This window comes from Paenibacillus sp. WLX1005 (assembly GCF_046603685.1).
Taxonomy (GTDB): domain Bacteria; phylum Bacillota; class Bacilli; order Paenibacillales; family Paenibacillaceae; genus Saccharibacillus.
Map to the genome: position 1 here is coordinate 403,936 of NZ_CP176756.1, position 24,978 is coordinate 428,913.

General features: G+C 48.2%; 20 protein-coding genes and 1 riboswitch. Of the genes, 12 read left to right on the forward strand and 8 right to left on the reverse strand.

The annotated features are described in order from the left end of the window. The 5 genes from ACE3MZ_RS01695 (at position 1) to ACE3MZ_RS01715 (ending at position 6,919) form a co-directional block, all read left to right on the forward strand. Positions 1-729 (forward strand): DUF4274 domain-containing protein, encoded by a 729-nt coding sequence (locus tag ACE3MZ_RS01695; protein ID WP_411344831.1) that lies wholly within the window; start codon positions 1-3, stop codon positions 727-729. A gap of 236 nt (positions 730-965) precedes the next feature. Then, the gene (locus tag ACE3MZ_RS01700; RefSeq protein ID WP_411344832.1) at positions 966-3,449 is read left to right on the forward strand and encodes a heavy metal translocating P-type ATPase; all 2,484 of its coding nucleotides are present in this window, start codon (positions 966-968) and stop codon (positions 3,447-3,449) included. Positions 3,450-3,677: 228 nt separating this feature from the next. Then, a complete protein-coding gene (gene nfsA, locus ACE3MZ_RS01705) occupies positions 3,678-4,421 on the forward strand; it encodes an oxygen-insensitive NADPH nitroreductase (RefSeq protein WP_411344833.1) in 744 nt (247 codons plus the stop codon). A 387-nt stretch (positions 4,422-4,808) separates the two neighbouring features. After that, on the forward strand, positions 4,809-5,303 hold the full coding sequence (locus tag ACE3MZ_RS01710) for a PH domain-containing protein (RefSeq protein ID WP_411344834.1): 495 nt from the start codon (positions 4,809-4,811) through the stop codon (positions 5,301-5,303). Next, positions 5,300-6,919, forward strand: a complete 1,620-nt coding sequence (locus tag ACE3MZ_RS01715) for a PH domain-containing protein (protein WP_411344835.1) — start codon at positions 5,300-5,302, stop codon at positions 6,917-6,919. Before ACE3MZ_RS01710 ends, ACE3MZ_RS01715 begins: the two co-directional genes overlap by 4 nt. 115 nt (positions 6,920-7,034) lie before the next feature. On the opposite strand, the gene ACE3MZ_RS01720 is transcribed toward ACE3MZ_RS01715, so the two are convergent. Continuing rightward, entirely contained in the window at positions 7,035-8,420 is a 1,386-nt protein-coding gene (locus ACE3MZ_RS01720) for an MDR family MFS transporter (protein WP_411344836.1), read from the reverse strand. Positions 8,421-8,597: 177 nt separating this feature from the next. Here ACE3MZ_RS01720 and ACE3MZ_RS01725 point away from each other — a divergent pair, with 177 nt between their 5' ends. Together ACE3MZ_RS01725 and ACE3MZ_RS01730 are read left to right on the forward strand one after the other, a co-directional pair. Beyond that, on the forward strand, positions 8,598-9,278 hold the full coding sequence (locus tag ACE3MZ_RS01725; protein ID WP_411344837.1) for a hypothetical protein: 681 nt from the start codon (positions 8,598-8,600) through the stop codon (positions 9,276-9,278). 240 nt (positions 9,279-9,518) lie between these two features. Then, positions 9,519-11,837, forward strand: coding sequence for a response regulator (locus tag ACE3MZ_RS01730; protein ID WP_411344838.1), 2,319 nt, complete (start codon positions 9,519-9,521; stop codon positions 11,835-11,837). Between the two features lie 121 nt (positions 11,838-11,958). On the opposite strand, the gene ACE3MZ_RS01735 is transcribed toward ACE3MZ_RS01730, so the two are convergent. The 6 genes from ACE3MZ_RS01735 to ACE3MZ_RS01760 all read right to left on the reverse strand — a co-directional run bounded on the left by ACE3MZ_RS01735 (position 11,959) and on the right by ACE3MZ_RS01760 (position 16,263). Beyond that, entirely contained in the window at positions 11,959-12,744 is a 786-nt protein-coding gene (locus ACE3MZ_RS01735; RefSeq protein WP_411344839.1) for a TatD family hydrolase, read from the reverse strand. After that, positions 12,741-13,532: an ABC transporter ATP-binding protein gene (locus ACE3MZ_RS01740; RefSeq protein WP_411346666.1), complete on the reverse strand. Its 792-nt coding sequence runs from the start codon at positions 13,530-13,532 to the stop codon at positions 12,741-12,743. The genes ACE3MZ_RS01735 and ACE3MZ_RS01740 overlap by 4 nt, the downstream gene beginning before the upstream one ends. 119 nt (positions 13,533-13,651) lie before the next feature. After that, positions 13,652-14,434, reverse strand: a complete 783-nt coding sequence (locus ACE3MZ_RS01745; RefSeq protein WP_411344840.1) for an ABC transporter permease — start codon at positions 14,432-14,434, stop codon at positions 13,652-13,654. Further along, a complete protein-coding gene (locus tag ACE3MZ_RS01750) occupies positions 14,431-14,724 on the reverse strand; it encodes an MTH1187 family thiamine-binding protein (protein WP_411344841.1) in 294 nt (97 codons plus the stop codon). Before ACE3MZ_RS01750 ends, ACE3MZ_RS01745 begins: the two co-directional genes overlap by 4 nt. 119 nt (positions 14,725-14,843) lie before the next feature. Beyond that, positions 14,844-15,917 carry an ABC transporter substrate-binding protein gene (locus tag ACE3MZ_RS01755; RefSeq protein ID WP_411344842.1) on the reverse strand — a complete coding sequence of 358 codons (1,074 nt, stop codon included), beginning with the start codon at positions 15,915-15,917 and terminating at the stop codon, positions 14,844-14,846. A 90-nt stretch (positions 15,918-16,007) separates the two neighbouring features. After that, positions 16,008-16,116: riboswitch (TPP riboswitch) on the reverse strand. 9 nt (positions 16,117-16,125) lie between these two features. Continuing rightward, positions 16,126-16,263, reverse strand: coding sequence for a hypothetical protein (locus ACE3MZ_RS01760; RefSeq protein ID WP_411344843.1), 138 nt, complete (start codon positions 16,261-16,263; stop codon positions 16,126-16,128). A 241-nt stretch (positions 16,264-16,504) separates the two neighbouring features. Between ACE3MZ_RS01760 and ACE3MZ_RS01765 the strand changes: the two genes are divergently transcribed. From ACE3MZ_RS01765 to ACE3MZ_RS01785, 5 genes are all read left to right on the forward strand, one after another. Further along, positions 16,505-16,921, forward strand: coding sequence for a pyridoxamine 5'-phosphate oxidase family protein (locus tag ACE3MZ_RS01765; protein ID WP_411344844.1), 417 nt, complete (start codon positions 16,505-16,507; stop codon positions 16,919-16,921). A gap of 397 nt (positions 16,922-17,318) precedes the next feature. Further along, on the forward strand, positions 17,319-17,513 hold the full coding sequence (locus ACE3MZ_RS01770) for a Spo0E family sporulation regulatory protein-aspartic acid phosphatase (protein WP_411344845.1): 195 nt from the start codon (positions 17,319-17,321) through the stop codon (positions 17,511-17,513). Between the two features lie 292 nt (positions 17,514-17,805). Next, positions 17,806-19,470 carry a hypothetical protein gene (locus ACE3MZ_RS01775; protein WP_411344846.1) on the forward strand — a complete coding sequence of 555 codons (1,665 nt, stop codon included), beginning with the start codon at positions 17,806-17,808 and terminating at the stop codon, positions 19,468-19,470. 468 nt (positions 19,471-19,938) lie between these two features. Then, a complete protein-coding gene (locus ACE3MZ_RS01780) occupies positions 19,939-22,224 on the forward strand; it encodes a bifunctional 2',3'-cyclic-nucleotide 2'-phosphodiesterase/3'-nucleotidase (protein WP_411344847.1) in 2,286 nt (761 codons plus the stop codon). Between the two features lie 446 nt (positions 22,225-22,670). After that, a complete protein-coding gene (locus ACE3MZ_RS01785; RefSeq protein ID WP_411344848.1) occupies positions 22,671-23,699 on the forward strand; it encodes an EAL domain-containing protein in 1,029 nt (342 codons plus the stop codon). Between the two features lie 117 nt (positions 23,700-23,816). Here the strand turns inward: ACE3MZ_RS01785 and ACE3MZ_RS01790 are convergent, their stop codons facing one another. After that, positions 23,817-24,971, reverse strand: coding sequence for a mannitol-1-phosphate 5-dehydrogenase (locus ACE3MZ_RS01790; RefSeq protein WP_411344849.1), 1,155 nt, complete (start codon positions 24,969-24,971; stop codon positions 23,817-23,819). Between the last annotated feature and the right edge of the window lie 7 nt (positions 24,972-24,978).

Sequence of the window (24,978 nt, forward strand, 5' to 3'; positions counted from 1 at the left end):
TTGACAGCATTGAATTGGGCAACGATCAGCAAAACGGCGGATGCGGATCAATTACGTATCGCTGTGGAGCAACTGGACATCAATCAGCCAGACGAACGTGGACGTACACCGCTAATGTTGATGATTACGAATCGTCGCCCGGCAGAACTAGTATCCCTATTGCTACAGCAACAACCAGCATTGGAAGTATCCGATAAGCTGGGCGATACGGCGCTGATCAAAGCGGTGAAGTTCAAGCAATACGATCTGATTCCATTGTTATTGCAGGCAGGTGCGAAGCTGGATCATCCGGCTGGGGTTCTTCATTCCGCATGGCAAGAAGCGAGAACCAGACATGATCTGCAAGCTACCCGTCTTTTATCCAATACGACAGGAGCAGTACGGTTGGAACTGACAGAGCAAGAGCAGGCAACCGTTGATACCGTAGTGTATCAGGAATCGGTATCTGCCGCCTGCCAAGCTGCCGCTCTGCTGAATGATGATGTCGTGCTGCATGCAGCCGCAGAGCAGTACAACTGGGATGATAGTCCAGCACCGATGCTGATCATCGCCCGTAACCCACAATGTGCCTGGATCACACTGCATACGATGTACGAATTGCTGGATGGCGATTATTGGTTAGCAATGGATGAGGCGACTCTACTTCAACGTGATGAAGGAGAACAGTATAAGGAGTTAGCTGTGCTTTTACAACAGAAATTAGCTGCTTCTCGTTCACAGTCATCCTAGAGTGAGCAACAGAGTTGCATGTCATACGCACTCAACATCTGCGTATGCTTCATGTTGATGGGATACGAAGTGAAATGCTCTGCCGAATGGATACATCCAGATGGAACATCCGTCGGCAGTTCTCTTTTGACTGAAATATACCCCCACTGGGTATTCGATAATGAAAATGGAACTGACAATATAGTATGTAACTCATGATTGAATCTGACCTATTCTTTGCAAAGGAGGTACTTCCTATGAACACGCCACTTGAGAAATCATCCACCGAGCCATCTTCAACCCCATTGCCGACGTCCCATACCGACGGCTCCTCTTCCGCCAAACAACTGCAAGTGCAGATCGGTGGTATGACCTGCGCCGCCTGCGCAACCCGGATTGAAAAAGGGCTGCGCCGCATGGATGGTGTGACCGAAGCCAATGTGAATCTGGCATTGGAGCGCGCGGCAATTACGTATGAGCCTGGCAAAACGAGTGCTAGCGATGTAGAACGCAAAATTCAGCAGCTCGGTTATCAGACGCTCAAGGAAACGGTAGATTACGATATTACCGGTATGACCTGCGCCGCCTGTGCGACCCGTATCGAAAAAGGGCTGTCCCGGTTGGATGGCGTGGATAACGTCAATGTGAATCTGGCACTAGAAACGGCACGCGTCGTCTACAATCCAAGTACGCTGGACGGCGAAGACATTATGCGCCGGGTGGAAAAGCTTGGCTACAAAGCTTCACCGAAGCAGGAGGAAGGGATCCGCAATCGCCGTCAACAAGAGGAAGAGCAGCGCAAGTGGAAGCTGATTGCTTCGGCGGTATTGTCGTTCCCGCTGCTGTGGGCAATGGTTGCGCATTTTAGTATAACCTCGTGGCTGTATATGCCGCCTATTTTGATGAATCCGTGGTTTCAGTTGATTTTGGCGACACCTGTGCAGTTTGTGATTGGGCGTCAGTTTTACGTAGGTGCTTACAAGGCGCTGCGTAGCGGCAGTGCCAATATGGACGTGCTGGTGGCACTGGGTACGTCAGCGGCTTATTTTTACAGTCTGTTTCTGATGATTCGGGCGCTCATTGTGCCGGGTGCGGAAGTACAGCTGTATTTTGAAGTCAGTTCGATTCTGATCACGTTGATTTTGTTAGGCAAATGGTTTGAACATCGCGCCAAAGGACGTTCGTCTGAAGCGATCCGTAGCCTGATGAATCTGCGTGTGCAGACTGCATTGGTAGAACGGGACGGACAGGAGATACAGATTGCTGCCGAAGATGTCGTGATCGGCGATATCATTATCGTCAAACCGGGCGAGAAGATTCCAGTAGATGGACAAGTCGTTGACGGTGTATCCTCGGTGGATGAATCGATGCTAACAGGCGAAAGTCTGCCAGTCGACAAAGCCATCGGTGATACCGTCATCGGGGCGACGATTAATCGTAACGGACGATTGAAATTCCGAGCAGAAAAGATCGGGCGAGATACCGCACTGGCACAGATTATCCGTGTCGTCGAAGAAGCGCAGGTGTCCAAAGCGCCGATTCAGCGGATGGCAGACGTCATTTCCGGTATCTTCGTACCGGTTGTTGTCGGCATTGCACTGCTCACCTTCGGTATCTGGTATTTCGGCGTGGAGCCGGGTAATTTTAGCAGTGCTTTGGAAAAAGCAATTGCCGTACTCGTTATCGCTTGCCCGTGTGCGCTTGGGCTGGCGACACCAACTTCTATTATGGCGGGCTCCGGTCGTGCTGCCGAATACGGCATTCTATTCAAAGGCGGCGAGCATCTGGAAGCCGCCCATACAGTAGACACGGTCGTACTCGACAAAACAGGCACGATCACCCGCGGCGAGCCGGTGCTAACGGATTGGCATGCAGAGATTGATACGATGGATGAATGGCAATGGATGACGCTTATCGCTGCTGCCGAGAGTGCATCCGAGCATCCGCTGGCGCGTGCGATTGTGAGCGGATTGAAGAAGCAGGGAATTGTAACCGAATCGGTACAGTCGTTTGAAAATATACCTGGCAAGGGTATCGTAGCTGTGCAGAATGGACATACGATTGTTGTCGGTACACGACTGCTGCTGCGCGAAATTGGTATAGATACCGCACAGGTAGAAGATACCATCTCGGCGCTAGAGCAGCAGGGCAAGACGGTGATGCTGACTGCAATGGATGAGCAGTACGCCGGCTGGATTGCTGTTGCTGATACGGTTAAGGATACATCGCGTGCTGCGATTGCGCGACTGCATGAGCTAGGGTTGGAAGTGATCATGATTACAGGCGATAACGAACGTACTGCGCGTGCGATTGGAGAACAGACGGGCGTGGATATCGTACTGGCAGGCGTACTGCCGGAAGGCAAAGCTGCGGAGATCAAACGATTGCAGGATGCAGGCAAAATCGTAGCGATGGTGGGCGACGGAATCAACGATGCACCTGCTCTGGCTACGGCGCATACCGGCATGGCAATCGGCACCGGTACAGATGTAGCGATGGAAGCCGCCGATGTAACTTTGATGCGCGGCGATCTGAACGGCATCGCCGATGCGATTCTGGTCAGCCGTCGTATCATTCGCAATATCCGGCAAAATCTGTTCTGGGCGCTTGCGTACAATGTGATCGGCATTCCGATTGCTGCTATCGGTCTGCTGGCACCGTGGCTAGCAGGTGCAGCGATGGCATTCAGTTCTGTTTCCGTCGTATTGAACGCACTGCGTCTGCAACGGATGAAGCTATAAAAGAGAACGAAACCAAAACAGACGCCCGACACGTACAGTATGGCATCATACATCATCTAGTGATTAATCCGGTAAGCTGCAAACAGTATGAAGTAGCATTATGGAGTGTAGCCGTATGGAGAAAGTCTACATGCGCCAAATAGCGCAACTTGCACACTGTCTGTTTGAAGATCATACTATAAAGGTAAGATACTTATGAATAATTAGCAGACAGGAGTGTATATAGATATGAACGAAACGATTAATTTACTGATGAACCACCGATCCATCCGTAGCTACAAACCAGATCCTGTGACAGATGAGCAGCTAGAGGCGATTGTAGCTGCCGGACAGATGGCATCCAGTTCCAGCAATGTGCAAGCATACAGCGTGATTGCTGTTCGCGATCCAGCACGTAAGTCCAAGCTGGCAGAGCTTGCGGGAAATCAGCGCTATATCGACGAATGCCCGGTATTTCTCGTCTGGTGTGCCGATCTGTATCGTCTGGAACATGCGGTACAAGAACATTTGCCAGAGCAGGAATCATATGCTGATGCAGTCGAGAACTTTATCGTAGCGACAGCAGATGTTACACTGGCAGCGCAAAATGCCGCAGTAGCCGCAGAGTCGCTCGGTCTAGGTGTAGTGTATATCGGCGGGATTCGCACACAGATTGAAGAAGTATCCGAGCTGCTCGGCTTGCCAGAGCTGGTATATCCGATCTATGGCATGTGTATCGGCTATCCGAACCAAGAGCCGGGGATTCGTCCACGTTTACCGCTCAAAGCTGTTCTGCATCATGAGTCCTATCAAGCGGAGACAACGCTGGAAGCAGTGAAACAATATGATGAGCAGATGGTCAACTATTTGAGCGAGCGTACAGGCGGTGCCAAAACCGAACCGTGGTCCAAGCTGATGGCGCAGAAGGTCACCACTCCTTCACGCATGCAGCTCAAAGGATTTTTGGAGGAAAAAGGCTTTAACAAACGTTAATTCATCATAAGATTGTTATTGCGATGCAGCTGCTTTTTGCTATTCGATATGTGCGATTTGCGCATAGAATGGCAAAAGGCTTTTTGCTGTGTGTATTTTTGTTGTAGGTAGCATCTGCTGGAAGACAGGTAAAGTTGATTCTGCCGCGTTGCGTTGTATGCGATTCGTTTTGCCATGCCGGAATGAAACAGTTACGATTCTGAAACCATGTGATCAGACAGCAGTATATACTAAAGAAAGAACTCGCCCATTTACACATACAAAGGGCACATCATGGTCGCCAAGCAGTTGGCATGGCAAATGGTAGGACAAATGAAATGATTTTCGTGCAATGGATCGCACTGCAACGATCCTGACGATTGCACGGTACATAAGGGGGAAGATCACATGTCACTCGCTCGGGAACAGCAGGTGATGCGCAAACTTCATCCAGATTGGATCTTGGCAGAGCGCAAATCAGCGCTGATCAGTAACGGTATCTGGTTGCTGGCTGTGCTAGTTATATTGAGTGTGCCAACGCTATTGGACTGGTTTCGTGTTCCGGTCTGGATCTGGATCATTGCTATATTGGTAGTAGTACTGCGAATGGGGCTGAACGCATTCGTCTTGCCTTACTTCCGGTATGAGAAGTTTGCTTTTCACGTGTCGGATGAAGAAGTGCATATTCATAGAGGATGGCTGTTTATTAGCGAAATGATTGTGCCGATGATTCGCGTACAGCATGTAGAACTGGAATCGGGACCGATTTTGCGGCAGTATGGTTTGGCGTCGGTGGAGATCGTGACGGCGGCAACGACGCATGTGATTGCCGGACTGAAGCTGGACGAAGCGGAGCAGCTGAAGCAGCGTATCGGTGAGCTGGCGAGGAGGACGGACGAATGAATAGTGAACCTCGTCGTCAGCATGTGCTGTATTTGGCATTTACCGTGTTGAAAAGTGTACGCAGTCTGGCATTTCCACTGGCGTTGATGCTGATCAATTTGTTTCGTGGTGACGATGTGAATCGTTCGTATATGTATATTTTGCTAGTATTGGCACTGATCATTGTTGGTATGAATCTGTATCAGCTGGCGTCATGGCGCAAATTTACGTATCACGAGGAACCGGATCGTTTTGTCATTCGCAGCGGATTGTGGACACGCAATGAAAAGGCGATCTATTACGAGCGCATTCATTCGGTCAGCATTGAACAACCTCTGCTTCAGCGTCTGCTTGGTGTGGTGCAATTGAAGATTGAGACGCCGGGTGGAAGCTCTGGCGGCGATGCCGTGCTGGAAGTGCTGTCCACGGCAGAAGCAGATCGTTTGCAGCGGGTACTGAATGAGCAGTCGGAACGTTCCAAAGGGGAAGGTCATACTAGCGAGTCTACTGCTGTCATTGAATCGCTTTCTACTGACCATTCAACTGCATCTACGATGGCAAGCGCAAGCGTAACAAATATAAGCGATAGCGATGCTGCTGAGATAACGACTACTGCAACAGCACTTCAGCAGCCACAGTTGTTATACCGCCTTACGACCAAGCAGCTACTGCGTGCTGCTTTGACAGAGATGAATCTGGGGTTAGGACTGGCGGTTATCGCCGGAGTATATTCGTTTGCCTACGATCTGATTCCGCAGTCCATGCTGGATCGCTTATTCATAGATGCCAGTGGATATATGAGCGGCATCAAGACGCTAGTCTGGGCGGTAGTTGCCGGATTGCTCATCACATGGCTATTATCGCTTATTATGTTCATCGTAAAATACGCGGACTTCTCCGTCTATCGCGTTGGAGAGCGACTATCGATTCGCTACGGCTTGCTGGAACGCAGACAATTTATGTTCCATCCACGGCATGTACAGGCAGTAACGGTAAAAGAAAGCACGATCCGTCGTTGGTTCGGTTATGCGCAGGTCAATCTGCATGTGATCTCGTCAGATCATTCTGGCAAACTGCCCACGCTGCATCCGTTTGTTCGGCGCGACGACGTGCAGATGTTGCTGGATGCGCATACTCCCGGTTTTGTATATAGCAAGCCGCAGTATCATTCGCCGTCGCGTGCGCTGCTGGCGTATGTATGGCCCAGTCTGCTAGTGTGTGCGTTAGCTGGCATTGTCTTTTCTTATTTCTGGTCATGGTATGCGATTGGCATGATCATTCCGGCAGGGCTATTGTTCTGGCTGGATTACAATCGGTATCGTTATTCCGGCGCTACGTTAGATGGGCAGCGGGTCATTGTCAGCAACCGCTATATCGCGCACTATACGCATTGTGTGCAGTGGAAGCATATCGAAGCGTTTTATCTGCGTGGGAACTGGATGCAGCGCCGCCGTGATCTGCTCGACATTCGGATGTACATTGCAGCAGGCAGGGCTGATTTTGAAACGAGACGGTTGGAGCGGACGGACGCGGAACGATTTTTTGACTGGTATAGCCGTCGTCGCCCTGTAGCAACGATAGAACCTGTAGAACCCGCAAAACAACAAGACACAGCAGTAGAGCCGGATCATTTGTAGAATAGGCAGATTGTGCATAGACAGATTGTAGATGCCAAGCGGATAGAGAAAACGTCAACAGCAAAGAGACCGTACTTGATTATACAAGTACGGTCTCTTTTGAATTCCAACGCAATTACTGATGATTGTGTAGTAGCTTGCTGCTTGGTGGCAGGAACAAGGCGACCAGCAGATTGAGTGCAGCGACTGCTAGCATGAGTACAAATACACCATGAATACCGCTGGCAATCTGTAACGGTGTATCTGCTGTTACGATGGAGTTGAATACGAGACCAAACACAGCAACACTGACCGTCTGCCCGAGCGAGTTCATCAGCGTATTGGTGGAGGTTGCTACACTACGCATTCGGAAATCGACAGCACCTTGAATCGTAACCATGGATGGAGTGACGATACAGCCCATGCCGAAGCCGATCAGAATCAGCGATCCGACGATCCATCCATACGTAGAGCCTGCTTGCATGAGGGCGACCAGCAGACTACCTGCAACGACCAGCACCGAACCGAACACAATTAGCCATTTGGCACCAATTCGGTACATCCAGCGTCCCGCAAGGGTGGAGGCAATCGGCCATGCAATCGACATCGGCATAATAGCCAGACCAGCAAGGGTCGCACTGGAGCCAGATACGTCCTGCATCCAGAGCGCGCAATAGACGGTCACACCCATAACCATCCAGCGTGTGGTGAAGCCGAGAATATACGGAATCGACAGCACCGGATTACGGAATAGCGACAACGGCAGCATCGGTTCTGCGGCACGATTCTCAATCCACAGAAACAGTCCGAGAAATACGACCGTAATCGCGAACATGATCAGAATGACAGGCGAGTTCCATGCGTATTCCTCACCACCCGTCAATAGCGCGAGCAACAAGGAGGTCATCCCGATTGTAAAGGTAATCGCCCCGGCATAATCAATCGACTTATTCTGCTTCTCAAACGACTCATGATAATAGATGAAAATAAACAGCACGGCGATAATGCCGACCGGCAAGTTGATAAAGAAAATCCAGCGCCATGAAATATAATCGACAAAATAACCGCCAACAAGCGGGCCGAACAGACCGGCAATTGACCAGACAGAGGAGAAAATGCCCTGCACTTTGGCACGTTCCTTGCCCGGATATAGATCGCCAACAATCGTAAATGTAACAGGTGTCAGCGCACCAGCACCAATCCCTTGTAGCGCGCGGAACCAGATCAGCTCGGTCATCGAACCGGCGAATCCGCACAAGACTGAGCCGAGAACGAATAGACCCAATCCGATGGCAAATACCAACCGACGCCCATACAGATCGCCCAGCTTGCCGAAGATCGGAGTAGCGATACAGGTCGTCAGCGTATATACAGAGAAAATCCAGCTGATCAGGCTTAGTCCGCCGAGTGAATCGATAATGCGAGGGGAAGCCGTACTGACAACGGTCGAATCCAGCGCGCCGATAAACAGGGCTGCCAGCAGACCGACCGTCACCATAGAGCGGTTCGTTTGTTTGGACATAGAGAGCAATTCCTTCTTCCTCATTTGATCTGACGATATAATTGAAATAGAAACGTGAAACAGATGTTCCTATACTAGCATATTCTACATATATACAGAATATTTTATTATTCAGCGTCTGTATTAGCTGGTTTGTGTAATACAAAGCAATGGTTAAAGCAGCAAAGGGGTGAGCATATGGAAACGACCATTTTTGAAGATCAGATCTTATTTCAAAAAAGTAGACTACTCTGTCAATCCCAATTTGGTAGACAGCCCTATATTATCGAAATGTCAGTTCATTCAGCAGGAATTTCATTGATGTTCAGCGGTTTGATCGATTTTGAAGATCAGCGAATACCGGATGATATAGATAAACAGTATTTGCATGTGTTTATTTTGCTGGAACAATTTATTTCACCGATTTTATCCAAACGAATCGCAAAGATATTTCACAAAGATATTGATCATGTCTTTATCGATTGGCAAAAACGAAACAATACAGCTCATTTAACCTTTTTGTTCAAAGATTGGCAGATGGCTTTATCCTACGAACGTTATGAAGGACGAGAGCAACTACACAACGAAATATCCAGACTAACAAACAAAATTGAAAAACGACCCTTTACAGTGCAATCTTTATGGATCAACCCGACTAGGTTACTAGTGATCCGTACAGGATTGCTTATTTATTTGGAGAAAAAATCACGATTATCAAGATCTCTCCAATCATTACGCATATCCAAAAGAAAAGTAGAATTGGAATATTTTAAACAGAAAATTACCTATCCACAGTTCGTACAGCAATCATTGCAATCGGCTTATCTGGACTGGACATTTGATTGCAATATGAGTGTATTGATTTTACAATTTAATTGATTTTGCCAAATATACGTTTGTGAAATTAAAATGGAAGAATAAAATGGATTATATTGACTTGTTGCTATAATATATAAGGTACTGCATTAATCGAGTGCGGACATGATAATTTAAAAATAGTTGTTTGATTGTACGCATATATTTGGCAAAATGGCGTATAATTGGAGATATTCCTATCATTTCAATCATTAATCAAGGATGCAAATCAGTTTCTCATTAGAGAGGAAGAATGCAACGTTCATGAACTACAAAAAACAGCAGATTTTCGGCTTTGGTTTTCTTTTGTTTCTTTCTATTTCCTTACTGGTCATTGAAGGACTGATTTTTCAATACACTTCCATATCGGGTATATGGGGGGTTACAGGAATACTGATGCTGCTGTTGATTGCCAGCGGAACTTTTATTGCAGGTTGGACGATTCGGCGCACTACGAGTCGCTTGCAGTTAGCCACCGATGTTATCAACAATACTGACTTTAATCAGGCGGAACGTTTGCCGCGTCTGGAAGTAGACGGTGGCGATGAAATTGCCAATATTGCCGAGGCATATAATCGCATGTCACTTGCTTTGGAACTTCATAATCGCAAAGTACGCGAAGCTTCGGAGCATTTGGAAGACAATAATTGGGTACAAACACAGTTTGCATTGACTGGTAATATCTATCAAGGAATTAACAATAAATCTGAATTGGCTGAGAAGATGATGGCGCGGCTTGTTCCATTGTTGGAAGCAGCATACGGACTCCTGTATTACAAAGAGGCAAACGAACAAGGAGAGTATTTCAAACTGGATTGTGCTTATTCCGCATATACGGATATGCCGGATGCCATCTCTGTATTTGCATCAGGTGAAGGCATCATTGGTCGTGTTGCCAGCACTCAGCAGACCATTATACTCAATGATAACGCTGAGCATCCGATTCGCATTCAAACGGGGCAGGTTGCATTGACGCCACGGCAGATTGTAGTGATTCCGATTGTATTTGAAAATGCTATTGTTGCGGTATTAGAGCTTGGCTCACTGACAACCTTTTCCCAGCGCCAATTGAAATTGATGGATCTGGTGTGTGTTAACCTTGGTGTTGTAATCGACAATATCGAGAATCGCATGCAAGTAAATCAACTGCTACAAAATTCGCAGCAACTCAATATGGAGCTACAGGCGCAGCAAGAAGAGTTACAAGTTCAACAGGAAGAATTGCAAGTTCAGCAGGAGGAACTGCAAGCTACGAATGAACAACTGCGCGAACGTAATCAGTTCGCGGAATCCAAAACGCATGAATTGGAAACTACCCAGCAGGAACTGCAAGAATATGCCAAGCGTTTGGAGCAAAGCTCTGGTTACAAAAGTCAGTTTCTTGCGAATATGTCGCATGAGCTGCGTACACCAATCAATAGCATTTTGATTCTGTCGCAATTGATTGCAGAGCATGAACCGGTGAATGAAGATGATGAGATTCCAAAGTATGGAGGCATCATCCATCGCTCTGGTGAAGATTTGCTGGCGTTGATTGACGATATTCTGGATCTGTCCAAAGTAGAAGCTGGTATGGTCGACGTTCATCATGAACTGGTATCTGTGCAGGAGATTCCAGAGTTGTTGAATTATAGTTTTGGCAAGTTAGCGGAGCAACGCGGTATTCAATTTAACTATATGATCAATCCTGAGGTTCCGCATACGATCTACACGGACGGTAAGCGAGTACAGCAGATTTTGAAAAATTTGCTGTCTAATGCCTTCAAGTTCACACCGAGTGGCTCGATTACATTAAAAGTTGAGCCTGCCTCGAATGTGATCCCAGCATATGGATACAGCATCCCAGATCAGATTGAGGATATGATCGCTATATCGGTGATCGATACGGGAGTGGGAATTGCGCGCGATCGACAACAACCTATTTTTGAGGCATTTCAACAGGAGCGAGGATCGGTCACCGAACGTAATTATGGAGGTACGGGCTTAGGATTGTCCATTTGTCGAGAATTTTCCCGTTTACTGGGCGGTTTTGTAACAGTAGAGAGTGAGCAGGGGAAAGGAAGTACATTTACTCTGTATTTACCAGCAGGTCAAAGCGAAGAAAATACCGCGTTAGTTAGTCACTATGATTCTGGACCGATTGATATCACCGCAGATATGCAGATTTTACAAGGTAGAAAAGTGCTGCTGGTTGATGATGACCCACGTAATATTACCGCTTTGGAAAGTGCCTTGAAAGTGAAAGGATTACAGGTATTCAGTGCTCCAGATGGCAATCGTGCGCTGCATATGATAGAGCAGATAGAACCTGATCTTATAGTAATGGATATGATGATGCCTGTTATGGATGGCTATGAAGCCTTACGACGCATCCGCCTAAATCCTGAATGGCAGCAACTCCCGATTATTGCCTTGACTGCTAAGGCAATGAAAGATGATCGTGAGCGTTGCTTGCAAGCAGGAGCTTCTGACTATCTAAGCAAGCCCATCAATATGACACAGTTACTATCGGCTATGCAAGTATGGTTAACGCGTGTACAGGATGACAATAAAATTCCTGTCTGGCAAGAAGAGAATAGGTAAGTTAGACAGCCCATCATAACGGAATGAATGACAAAAAGCCTGATCGGTTACTCGCTCTACGTATTTGTAGGGTGGCTCCGATCAGGCTTTTTGGTATAGATATAGTTGACTTCATTGCCAACTACAATCTGTAAAATCGCCGCGCGTTGTTGTACAGCAGCTCCGCCGCATCGCCAACATCCAACCCTTGAATGTCCGCCCATGCGCGGCACACATCTACCACCATACTCGGAACCGTCGGTTGACCAGCAAATTGATGTTCGAACGGCCATGGGCCATCCGTTTCCGTCATCACCAATTCGCGTGGATAGATTGCCGCCAGCTCGCGAATTTCCGATTCATAGAGTATATCCGGTGTAAACGAAATAAAATACCCACGTTCCGCCATTCGCTGAATACTCTGCGCCGAACCTTTGAACCAGTGAAAATGTGCACGCTCGATCCCATGCGCTTGCAGCAGGTCGCAGACGGTATCGGCATCTTCGTATACGGCATGCAGGATGACCGGCTTGTCATGCAGCCGCCCAAGTTGCAAATACTGATCCAGCAAATCAATATAACCTTGCTCATCTAGTGCTGAACCCGTGGCAGCCATTTCCTGACGTCGGTAATACGGTAGCCCGATTTCACCAATCGCTATCGTCTCGTCGATCCGCGCCTCCATCCATTCCAGCAATAACTTGGTCTGATACTGCTGAGGTAGCGGCTGTTCTGGATGATAGCCATAAGCTGGTTTGACAATACCGGGATACTGCCGTGCCAGCTTTTCGGTGCGCAGACAGGATTCTCGGTTCATGGACACAGCGATCAAGTGCTCTACCCCAGCAAGCGGCAGCTGCCGAATGATCGTGCGAATATGTGTATCGCTATATTGATCCAGATGAATATGCGTATCGATCAACTTCATATCGTACTCACCTCCGCGCGCAGCAGATTGGTCAACCTGCGTCGCAATGCCACAAACTCCGGTGTGTCCACCAGTTCTTCACGCCGCGGGCGGGCAAACGGAATACTGACCTTTTCCAATACATGCGCTGGTCTCGCGGACAGCACGTAGATCGTATCGGATAGCAGTAATGCCTCTTCAATATGATGCGTAATGAATACGACCGACCGCCGCGTCTCTTCCCAGATGCTCAGTAGCCATGACTGCATCTCGCTGCGTGTAAAGGCATCCAGCGCACTAAATGGCTCATCCAGACAAAGTAGCGACTGCGGACCAAGCAGAGCACGGACAAAGGCAGCACGCTGCTGCATACCGCCAGACAGCGTATGCGGATAGGCAGTACGGAACTCACCTAGTCCAGCGCGCTCCAGCCAGCGGCGTGCCTGCTCCAGCGATTCACGGCGCGGCATCCCGGCAATCTCGCGTGCCATCACAACGTTGTCCTCGATATTCCGCCATGGGAGCAAGGCAGGTTGCTGTGGCATATAGCCTGCCTTGCCACGCTGTCCGGTGATGGATTGCCCATCTAGCACAATGTCGCCGCTGTCCGGTAGCATCACGCCGCCGATCATTTGCAGCAAGGTACTTTTGCCAGAACCGGACGGACCGATAATGGAAACAAATTCGCCTTGCTGTACGGATATGGAGATATTGTCCAGTACATGCAAGCGACTTGCACCTTTGCCGAACGACTTGCTAATCCATTGAAGCTCCAGAAAAGCAGGATTGGCTGTAGATTGACCGTTCATCTGGACTCCGAATGAGTCCACATCCGTTGTTGTAGTGAGTCTGCCTGTAGCTGCCGATCCATTGTCAGCATTCAGACCGGTAACATGGAGTTTGCCATTATGGTGTGTATTGTCACGATTCAAGCTTTGTCCCTCCCTTGTTGCTGTGATGATTGCCAGCGAATGCACCATCTCTCCAGCCATACAATGATGGAGAACATGAGCAGACTGAGCAGCACCACAATCATGATCGCTACAAACATCCGATCCGTACGGAAGGCGGACTTTTGCAGCAGCATATAATAGCCCAGCCCTTGATCACTGCTAATCCATTCCGCGATAATGGCACCCATAATGCTATACGTCGCGGCGATGCGCAATCCAGAAAAGACGGCAGGCAAACTGTACGGCAATTCCAGCTTCCAGAAGATCTGACTGCGAGAAGCACCGATCATTTGCATATAGTTTAGCATGGTGCGATCCGTACCGGCTAATCCACCGAGCGCGGCAACTGTAATCGGGAAAAAGCAGACCAGCACGATGACGATCAGCTTGGATAATATGCCAAAGCCAAACCAGATAATGAGTAGCGGCCCGAGCGCAATAATCGGAATATTTTGACTGAGAATGAGCAGCGGATATAGGGCACGCCGTAGAAAGGGAACATAGTGCAGCACACCTGCCACGATCAGCCCGGTTGCTGTACCGATGGCAAAGCCGGACAGTGTCAGCTTGAGCGTCGCCCACGTATGCCCAAGCAGCCGTTCATAGCTGCTGGACGCTTCATGCGCAATTTGCAGCGGAGCGGGTAGAATCCAATCCTCAATTCCGAACAGCGACGTCGCCGCCTGCCAGAGCAACAGTAACAAAACGACCGCCCCTAAGGGCGGCCATATGCCTTTCCACCATTCACGTACCGTCATGCGCGGTATTTCTCCGTCAGACCGTTCATGCTGATGCCGGTGGGATTATGGGCGATTTTGATCTGGGAAATGATGCTGGGACTTCCTTTGGCGACTAGTGCTTCGTGCATACGGCGCACGATATCCAACAGCTCCTCCAATTCGCCTTCTATCGTCGTTTCGAGCGGATGTACTTCGTAGGGAACGCCGGAGGACTGAATGACTTCAATCGCGGCATCCACGTAATCGTAAGAATCCTCGCCGGGCTGTGTTTTGGGAATGACCTGAATGCTGAGTAGTGTCTTGGACATGGAATCTGCCTCCTTGAATGCAAAGATGAGAGATGATGAAACCTGTTATACGACGATAAGGTATGGCAAACTTACAATACCTGTATACGCCAATGATGCTTGTATACGGAAATGATGATTTATTTTGCTGTAGTATCTGTTGTGGTCGTAGTGTCTTGGGTCGTTGCCGAAGCGGACGGTAAGAAGTCGTTAGTAAACGCCTTGCTTGCATCTAGCGGCTGCTCCAATAGTTTCTGCTTGTACATCCAGTCGGCGTAACCTGCCCAGACCGATTCTTTTTGCAGACCCCACTGAGCAGCGTCATCCTGATAGCGCGGCGACAACCATTTCTGGCTTGCTTTGACCAGTTCGGGATCAAGATCGGGAACGGCTTTGACCAGAATATCAGCAGCTTTGTCGGGATTGGCGATGGCGTATGCATAGCCTTTGGCTGTGGCGGACATGAATGCCTTCACCAGTTTGGGATCGTTTTTGATCTCATTCTCGTTCGTTACGATAACCGGTGTGTAATAGTCGAGATTTGGCGAGTAGTCTTTGACGTACAGCATATCGAGCGGTTCGCCGCGCAGCTCGGCTTCGATTCCCGTCCAGCCGTAGAAAATCCACGCGAAATCAATTCCTTTTTTGACAGCTGTAAAATAGTCCGCATCGCCGATATTAACACTCTTCACCTTGCTAACATCACCGCCGTCCGTATCCATGATCGACTTCATGACGGCTTCTTCGACAGGTGAACCCCATGCGCCGTATGATTTGCCTTCCATATCTTTGGGAGACTTGATGCCACGATCTACCGGAGCGGCAAAGCCGGACGTATTATGCTGAATGACTGCTGCCAGTGAGACGAGCGGCACATCCTGTACACGCGCCTGCGTCACGCTCTCCTGATAGCTAATGCCAAACGGCACCTGACCGGAAGCGACCATTGTATCTGCGCCGCCTTGACCGGGCTGAATGATCTTCACATTCAGACCAGCTTCCTTATAATATCCCATCTCTTGAGCTACATACAGACCGGTATGATTCGTGTTCGGCGTCCAATCCAGCACGACCTGCACATCTTGTAATGCAGTTCCGTTGTCGGTGCTGCCAGTGCTGTTCTGACTATCACTACTGCGTTGTCCGCAGGCAGTCATTAGCAATACCACAGACAGCAGAATCAGCAGACCTGCTTTGTTGCGTAATGTATTCATGTTTCGGTAAGACTCCCCTCTGAATATCGTGCTTGGTATATAAAAAAAGCGCCCCGGACTGGGACGACATAGGTGCATATATGAGTAGACATACATGGCATGCTTCACTTCCTACGCTGGCATTATCCAGATCAGGTATAAGGGTCAGTATTGTTGGAATACACTCTCAGCCGGCTTCCCAGCTCCCCTAGACAGATATGCGCTTTTTCTAGCTGTAATTATAGACGAGCAGGGCATAACTGTCCAGCAGGTCAGCGGCGAGCGCATCGCCAGAATATACGGCATAACCGCTGGATGAACCGTTCGAATCATAAAGTGGATAGTTATAACAAGTAGACGCTGACACAACACCAAGCAGACCGTAACATTCACACCAAACAGTCTGGAAACAGGCTGTAACAGGTTCACTGCCAGCCGCATCGGGTATGTATGCAATGAAGTATTTTTTATACCATTAACGGAGCATACGTATGTATATCCGTTGTCATAGGACGAATACACCTGAGCGATCAGGATACATGTCTATGATAGAAGCAGGATCTGGAACACCCAATACTATATCTTCCTATTGCGAAAGGAGCTTGATCATGAGTACATCCATCGAAGAACAAGCAATCGTCAAAGCCCTGTCCGACAATCCATTTTGTGCATTTGGTACAGTAGAGGATAACAAGCCAAAAGTGCGTTATATGGCGCTCTACAATGAAGGATTGAATATCCATCTGGCAACGGATCGCAAGACGCATAAAGTTGAAGAATTGGAACAAAACCCGAACTGCTATCTGCTGCTAGGTTACGAAAAAGGCGGCAATAACGAAGTGGTCGAAGTACAGGCAACGGCAACGGTGTCTGATGATGCCGAGCTGAAGCAGCGCGTCTGGAAAGACGATTTCAAGCAATGGTTCTCTGGACCGGATGATCCCGATTATGTCGTACTGGATATCAAGCCGCAAACAATCGAATATACCGATCAGGACGGCAATAAGCAAACCTGGCAGGGCTAATCCTGCCGGTTGCGGTTGCACCTGAGAGATACGATCAGCCTTGCTGTCGTATTTTGTTACACAGGTAAATCCTTGTCATAGTAGGCATTCGTAAAATCCGGTGACGAATTTTGTAAATTTCTATCCCGAAATACAAAATTCCAAACCGGATTTTTTGTCATTTTTTGTTTCCAAAATAAGGATAAAATAGGTACTGTAGGAACTTGAAACGTCACATGAAAGTAAGGTATAACCAATATAATACCAACAATTTAATGTAAACAACTAAGACATATAGATGAAGCAGCATTCTTTCGCAGATCAAACCATACAATCGCGGGATATGGTGATGGAAAATATGCCCGTAATCAGACAGAGCATGCACGTTGGAAGGGGTATTTTACGGGAGGTGTTTTCCTTGGACCTGGAAAAGATTGAACAGCAAATCGAGCAGGAGCGCCGCATTCTGAATCAGATGGCAGCCGAGCACGGCATTCGGGATCATCGGGTGATCGATCAGTCAGAGCAGCTGGATCGCATTCTGGATTCGTATTTGCAGTACAAACATCGCAAACGCCGGGAGCCAGCTCATAAATGGAATGAAAATTGCTGATCTTGTTATCGGGATTCCCGATAGCGGGACAGTGTAACAAAACGCCGATTGGTAGGTAATCTGCCGATGCGGCGTTTTTTGTGTTGAAGTGCAGCGAGTTGATCAAAGGCTTACAACGATGAGGATTGCAGACGATGCGACAGTCCGCGATAGGACATTCGGTTTATGGACGAAAACAAGTTTATTGCCGGATGGCAGAGACAGCACCATACTTTGGAATACATAACGGCATCGCCAAATCTGTAAGCAGAAGCTGTTATATGCTATACATTGCGAAAGGATGATCCTTACTATGACAAAGTGGAGCACTATTGCGAGTTCCTTATCGCCGGACAAGATGTTTTTGATGAAGCAAGCAATGGAACAGCTGGATACACGATACGACGAGCAGGAGAGCATGGTATGGGGCGAAGAGGGGCAGCATGATACGCGGGAAAGCGCTCATTATGCGCTTGGATTGCTGCTACGTGGTAGTCTGGAAGATGTACAGATGGCGAGCGGCATCATTGATCGTGTGCTGGAGATGCAACTGACGCAGCAGGGCGAGATCTATGAAGGAACATTCCGTGCATCGCCAGAGCAGCAAGCTCCACCATCCGGGTATACAGCTTGGGGAACCTTTTCGCCGGGATATGGATATGCGCAGCAGGACGCACTGACAGAAGTGTATCGCCGGTTTGCGCAGTATGCACAGCTGGAGGAGCAGACGCAATATAAGGAGCAGTTTGGGCGAGCGGCGGATGAAGTATTTCCACGGGTATGGGAGAGCTTTGATCCGAATTGGCGCGAGTTTATTGCCTGTACGTTTGCGGTGATTCTGGAGAATTTTGAAGATCGATTGTCGATCAAACAAGTGGCACGAATGGATAAGGCGATGCAGCGTGCGGTATCCACATCACTAGAGCGGTATGTATCGCAATCGATTCCGACGAATACGAATATTGAATTGATGCATCTGTTTATCGCGCATTATTATGGGCATCGGTATGAACAGATAGACTGGATTCAGCATGCAGAGCGTGGAGCGATGGCGCTGCTGGACGATTATAGGGAGCTGCATTCCTTTGCCGAATTCAATTCCAGTACGTATTATGGGGTCGATCTGACGGTGCTAGGCATGTGGCGAGTGTATGGACGTTCGGTATCGTTTCGCAATATTGGGTTACAGCTGGAACACGGATTATGGGAAGATATCGCTGCATTTTACAGCCCTGCTATGGAAAATATATGCGGACCGTTTGCACGTAGCTACGAGAATGAGATCACTAGTCACAGTTCGATCGGTGTGCTGCTCTATCTGGCGCTGGGCGAATCAAAGCGCCATCTCACAAGCATAAACTGCGAAACAAGCCATGATCTGCTTATTGCGCTATTTGGTGTAGATGTACCAGAAGCAGCGTTACAGCAGCTCAGAGAGCAGCAAGGCGAGCGGTTTGCGGTTCGTCAGTTCAAGGAGTTGTGCGAACGTGATCTGCCAGGGCATAATCGGCATGTGTGTACCGCCACAGCCTGGCTATCACCGCAGTTGATGATCGGCGGTCTAACAGGGAGTCATAATACAAATGGGCAGATGCATCATGCTACCGCTCACTGGCTGGATGAGCAGGGACGGCGATATTCTATGCGTATGGTACGGCGGGAGGTCGGGCAGAGCTGGAATACCCATCTGCGCGGCATGACATTTAACGTAGAGACGGAGGTAAGCCGTCTGGATATTACTGCTCATTTGGAGGCTGCTGTACCGATTGAGCTGGTCTTCGAGCTAGAAGGGGCTGCTCTGCATGAGATTCAGATTACCGCTGATCGCTGGCAGTTGCCGGGGTTGACTGTTCAGGTGGACGCGCAGGCTCCACAGCCGCAGGTCATACAGCAAGGTGGTCGGGCAGAGATCGTATATGCAGTGGAGCATCGTGACAGAATCTGGAATCAGATGCATTTTCGCTTGTATTTTCTGTAAAATAAAACGTCTCCTTTCGCTGATCATAGGAAAGGAGACGCATATAAGGCAGGAATATTCTGTCATCACAGGGGATTTATACTGAACATCGCAATCATGGAGCAGGGCATACAAGTATCTTTTACTGAATGATTTGGATAAAAAACAGAGTTATATAGCAGGTTTTATAACAAAGAATGATACATTAACAACGTTTCAAGGTTATTTTTCACAAAAACATTAAAAAAACCTTAAATTATACTTCAAATATATCAGCCAATAGTATACAATTCTATCATGTAACAGGGTATACGGTCTTGCGTCGACTTTCATTTTACCATCGGTCAATACTTAACGGGAAGAGACTTCCTATCTATTCTGGTTCATACATAACTCGGCTCCGGCTGAACCGCGCGTTACCGACCGTTATTGAAAGCGATACATCAAGCTGATACCCGTGCTCAATTTATGTGGGAGGGGTTTTGTATTTTGAAACTGGGGAAAAAGACGATTCGCAATGCGGTTAGCGCATTTGTAGCACTACAGCTGTTTGCTGTTACGGCAATTCCGGTATTCGCAGCGGACGCAACAGGCAACGCGGTAGTCAAGATTCGACTGATGGAAACGACGGACATTCACACGAACGTGGTCAACTATGACTATTATTCCGATAAACCGACGGATGAGTACGGTTACGCCAAAACAGGTACACTGATCAAAGCTGCTCGCGATGAAGCGAAGAACAGCGTTCTGATCGACAACGGTGATCTGCTGCAAGGCACACCGCTGGGTGATTATATGGCAAAGATCAACCCGCTCAAAGACGGTGAAGTGCATCCAGTTTACAAAGCGATGAACCAGTTCGGCTATGATGCCGGCAATTACGGTAACCATGAGTTCAACTACGGTCTCGATTTCCTGGCAAAAGCGGTTAAGGGCGCTAATTTCCCTTACGTGAACGCCAACATCTACGTTGATGACGGCACAGGCAAAGGCGAGAAAAACTACTTTACCCCATACCTGATTCTCGACAAAAAAGTAACCGACGAGAGCGGTGCTACCCATGATCTGAAAGTAGGCGTGATCGGCTTCGTGCCACCGCAAATCATGCAGTGGGACAGTGCGAACCTGAACGGCAAAGTAGTCGTGAAGGATATCGTAGAAACCGCCAACAAATTTATCCCGCAAATGAAAGCAGAAGGCGCGGACATCATTATCGCGGTCCCTCACTCCGGCTTTGAAGATATTCCACAAACCGAGCTGATGGAAAACTCGGTATTGTACCTGAGCAAAGTACCTGACATCGACGCGATCATGTTTGGTCATGCACACAAAGTATTCCCAAGCAGCGACTTCGCTGGTAAAACAGGCGTCGATCTCGAAAAAGGCACGATCAACGGTGTTCCATCCGTCGAGCCGGGCTTCTGGGGGGATCATCTCGGTATCATCGATCTGGAACTGACACAAAACGGCGACGATTGGGATGTAACCAGCTCCAAAGTAGAAGCACGCCCAATCTACGACAAAGCGACCAAAACAGCGCTTGTACAAGCAGACCAAAGTGTAGTCGATGCTGTGTACACTGAGCATGAAGAAACACTGGATTATATCCGTGGTCCGGTTGGAACCACAACGTCCCGTATTACCAGCTATTTTGCACTGGTGAAGGACGATCCGTCGATCCAGATCGTAACCAATGCACAGAAATGGTACCTAGAGCAGAAGTTACAGGGAACTGATTATGAAGGTCTGCCAATCCTGTCCGCAGGTGCACCATTCAAAGCAGGCGGACGTTCTGGTGCAGCTTATTATACCGATATTCCTGCTGGTACGATTGCAATCAAAAACGTATCTGACCTGTATGTGTATCCAAACACGGTCTATGCGGTAAAAGTGAACGGGGAAGAAGTGAAAAACTGGCTGGAATGGTCCGCAGGACAGTTCAACCAGATCGATCCATCCAAATCCGGCGAACAAGCGCTGATCAATATGGATTTCCCAACGTACAACTTTGATGTAATCGACGGTGTAACGTATCAGATCGACGTAACCCAGCCTGCCAAGTATGACGGCAAAGGCACAGTTGTGAATGAATCCGCTAACCGGATCGTCAATCTGCAATACAACGGCAAGCCGATCGATCCAAAACAAGAATTCGTCGTAGCAACCAACAACTATCGTGCATCCTCGTCCAAGCTGGCGAATCCGGATGGCAAACGTATCGTTCTGGCTGCTCCGGATGAGAACCGTCAAGTGATCATCGACTATATCCGTGAAAATAAAACAATCAATCCGACCGCCGACAACAACTGGTCGTTTGCACCAATCAAAGGCAATGCAGATGTAACGTTCAATACATCTCCGAATGCGCAAAGCGCGCTGACGTCTACCAAATCGGCAGTAGCCGGTGCGGGTGAAGCTATCACTTACGAAGGTGATGCAGCAGACGGATTTGCCAAATACAAAATCGATCTGTCGAGTGCAGCAGCAACGCCGACAACAGGTGGTACAGGTACGAAACCAACAACACCTGCCAAACCGTCCACGCCTGCGACACCGGCGAAGCCATCGACTCCGGCAACAACACCGGCGAAACCGGCTACACCAGTAGCTCCTGCAAAAGGCGAACAATCGTATACGATCAAACGCGGTGATAACCTGTACCGTATCGGTTTGAAATACGGTGTAACATGGCAAGAACTTGCCAAATACAACAAAATTACAGACCCAACTGCACTGCAAGTTGGCGATGTGATCCAGATTCCGGCAGACTGAGTGTTTCCACAATAACGTCTTCCATGAACATCAGAGCTGTGGTGTATACTATGCACCACAGCTTTTTATAACGATTGAATGAATATTTATACAGCAGGATGATTTATTATTAAAAAAGAAAAATTTGAAAAAGATGTTTGAATCAACGACAATTCGGGTAAATACAATTATTTATAGGTCTAAATGATCATTATAAAGGACTAAATAACTAATTTAACGAATGAAATAAATAGAAAGATCATGTTTCTATCTGTATCGTCGATATGTGTCGATATATATGATAAGAGAGCTATGGAGTGGTATGCTCATTTATCTGTTTGCATAGCGAGATAGTCTAATACCTTTGTCTATCTGTTATTTGCTTGCTATCTAGCTGTCCTTTATCTAAGACCATGATACGGATCGATATTGTATCCTTTACTATATTTCTACCCGGGGGGATCACCATGAATTGTAGCGGATGCAGCTATATTCAACCAATTGAAGACCAGGGAGTGATTTCTCTGCGACCGCTGACTCAGGAACTGGAGCAGTCGGTTCAGCAACAGTCTTTTGAATGTCGTTCCATCGTGCATAACGCTTGTTCGATTGAGTACGATTCAAGAGAGCAGATGCTGGACATTTTGCAGTGGATTTTTCATCTTCCCAATGTGGAAGGGAGCGAATTGCAGGTGGGTATTGGGGGAAAGAACAGGAATCAAGGGGAGCCAGACTGGCTTCCAGTAGCGGTGATGATTTCCCGCCTGCAAAATTACGATATTGTCGATATTATCCGCCAGCGTAAATTTACTAGTCATATGCAGCCTATTGTTGATCGTAATGAACAGATTATTGCCTACGAATTTCTACTGCGTCCAACACCGAATGGACCGTCATTTCAGCCATATCGCTTGTTTGAAGTTGCGCATCGGACAGGGCTACATTCCTTTTTGGATCGTGCTGCGCGTATCTCGGCGATTGAGACTAGCGCGCTTCATTTGCCCAAAGGAATCAAGCGGTTTATTAACTTCCTGCCGTCTTCGATCTACAATCCGCAATATTGCTTGAGTCATACATTTGCAGCGATTGAACGATTAAGTCTGGACCCGAAAGATTTTGTATTTGAAGTAGTGGAAACGGAAAATATTTTGCATATGCCCAAGCTTCAGGAGATTTTTGAAGTGTATCGTAGCAACGGTATCTATGTGGCATTGGATGATGTAGGTTCGGGGTATGCTCGTCCGGAACTGATTAACCGTCTCAAACCGGATTTCGTCAAAATTGATCGTGGATTGATCGATGGCTGTGATCAAAGTACAGAGAAGCAGCAAGCGATTTTGCAGATTATGGAGCGCTCGCGTGAGGCAGGCAGTCAGGTACTGGCTGAAGGCATTGAGCGTCGCGAGGAGTTCGATTTTTGCAGCAGCATCGGTATCGATCTGGCTCAGGGGTATCTGTTTGGCAAACCAGCGGAGCAGCCGGGCTTGCAGCTGTAAAGGAATATTATATAACCGAAGAAAAACGCCCTTTCAACGAAAGGACGTTTTTTGTTCGTATCATAAAAAGAACCTGCCGCGGTATGCCCGGTGCAGGTTCTTTCTCGTATTAGCTTATTATTTTTTCAGAGCAGCCAGTTCGTCGTAGGCTGCCATGATCTGGTTATAATCGTCGCTGTCTTTGGCAAAGCCAGTTACATCGCTAACGACCGGACCAAGTCCTTCGGCTTGAATGCGTCCTTGCAGTTCAGCGGATTGTGGGTCATTGGCGTTGTCATAGTGGAAAGCGGCAGCTGCACCTTGCAGCAGATGGTCGTGTGCCAACCCCAGTTCGGAAGCCATATTCGCTGGTCCGATCAGACGATCAGCAGGACCGAGTTTGCGTAACGGTTCCCGTCCGACACGGATGACTTCGTCGCGAATGTATGGATTTTTGAAACGGGTTTCGATTTTGTCGATATATTTGGCGTGCTCAGCAGCGTCAAAGCCATGCTTTTTCACCAGTGCTGCGCCGCTTTCTTCCATTGCCGGACGTACGATGGCACGTACCGATTCATCCTGAATGCTCTGGTCGATCGTCTCGATCCCTTTCAAGAAGCCGAGGTAAGCAGTGATCGCGTGACCTGTATTCAGCGTGAACAGCTTGCGCTGTACGTAGGCGACCAGATTGTCGGTCAGTTTCATGCCGTCGATTTGTGGTGTGCCGCCTTTGAGCTTCGGTTCTTCGACGATCCATTCGTGGAACGCTTCTACGCCTACATCCAACAGATTGTCACCTTGGAATGGCGGAACGATGCGGTCAACGGAACAGTTGGCAAAGCCAACATGCTCGCGAGCGTATGCTTTACCTTCTTCGGACAGATGGCTTTCTACCTGCTCTTGCAGATGGCTGGTCGCACCGACCATATTCTCACAGGCGATGACGTTCAGTGGACCTGCACCAGCTTCGCGGCGGGCTTCGATCCCTTGAGCGATTGTTGGAGCGATAAACTTCAATACGTTGGGACCAACAGCGGTTGTTACGATTTCAGCGGAAGCGATCTCGTTGACGATATCTGGACCGTTGGACAGACAACCGGACACGTTGGTAATCGTTTCAACGCTTTTTTCCAGATCGAGGATATGAATCTGGTAGCTCTTCTGCTCATTCAGGGCGTCGATCATCTTCTCGTTCACATCAGCAAATACGACATGATAACCGGCATTGGAGAGCAATGCCCCGATAAATCCGCGTCCAATATTACCTGCACCAAACTGAATAGCTTTTTTCATCACTTGC

What these genes read in the sequence shown, in the direction of transcription:
- ACE3MZ_RS01700 (WP_411344832.1), top strand. Translation starts at nt 966, where the DNA reads ATGAACACGCCACTTGAGAAATCATCCACCGAGCCATCTTCAACCCCA.
- nfsA (WP_411344833.1), top strand. Translation starts at nt 3,678, where the DNA reads ATGAACGAAACGATTAATTTACTGATGAACCACCGATCCATCCGTAGC.
- ACE3MZ_RS01710 (WP_411344834.1), top strand. Translation starts at nt 4,809, where the DNA reads ATGTCACTCGCTCGGGAACAGCAGGTGATGCGCAAACTTCATCCAGAT.
- ACE3MZ_RS01715 (WP_411344835.1), top strand. Translation starts at nt 5,300, where the DNA reads ATGAATAGTGAACCTCGTCGTCAGCATGTGCTGTATTTGGCATTTACC.
- ACE3MZ_RS01720 (WP_411344836.1), bottom strand. Translation starts at nt 8,420, where the DNA reads ATGTCCAAACAAACGAACCGCTCTATGGTGACGGTCGGTCTGCTGGCA.
- ACE3MZ_RS01725 (WP_411344837.1), top strand. Translation starts at nt 8,598, where the DNA reads ATGGAAACGACCATTTTTGAAGATCAGATCTTATTTCAAAAAAGTAGA.
- ACE3MZ_RS01730 (WP_411344838.1), top strand. Translation starts at nt 9,519, where the DNA reads ATGAACTACAAAAAACAGCAGATTTTCGGCTTTGGTTTTCTTTTGTTT.
- ACE3MZ_RS01735 (WP_411344839.1), bottom strand. Translation starts at nt 12,744, where the DNA reads ATGAAGTTGATCGATACGCATATTCATCTGGATCAATATAGCGATACA.
- ACE3MZ_RS01740 (WP_411346666.1), bottom strand. Translation starts at nt 13,532, where the DNA reads ATGAACGGTCAATCTACAGCCAATCCTGCTTTTCTGGAGCTTCAATGG.
- ACE3MZ_RS01745 (WP_411344840.1), bottom strand. Translation starts at nt 14,434, where the DNA reads ATGACGGTACGTGAATGGTGGAAAGGCATATGGCCGCCCTTAGGGGCG.
- ACE3MZ_RS01750 (WP_411344841.1), bottom strand. Translation starts at nt 14,724, where the DNA reads ATGTCCAAGACACTACTCAGCATTCAGGTCATTCCCAAAACACAGCCC.
- ACE3MZ_RS01755 (WP_411344842.1), bottom strand. Translation starts at nt 15,917, where the DNA reads ATGAATACATTACGCAACAAAGCAGGTCTGCTGATTCTGCTGTCTGTG.
- ACE3MZ_RS01765 (WP_411344844.1), top strand. Translation starts at nt 16,505, where the DNA reads ATGAGTACATCCATCGAAGAACAAGCAATCGTCAAAGCCCTGTCCGAC.
- ACE3MZ_RS01775 (WP_411344846.1), top strand. Translation starts at nt 17,806, where the DNA reads ATGACAAAGTGGAGCACTATTGCGAGTTCCTTATCGCCGGACAAGATG.
- ACE3MZ_RS01785 (WP_411344848.1), top strand. Translation starts at nt 22,671, where the DNA reads ATGAATTGTAGCGGATGCAGCTATATTCAACCAATTGAAGACCAGGGA.
- ACE3MZ_RS01790 (WP_411344849.1), bottom strand. Translation starts at nt 24,971, where the DNA reads ATGAAAAAAGCTATTCAGTTTGGTGCAGGTAATATTGGACGCGGATTT.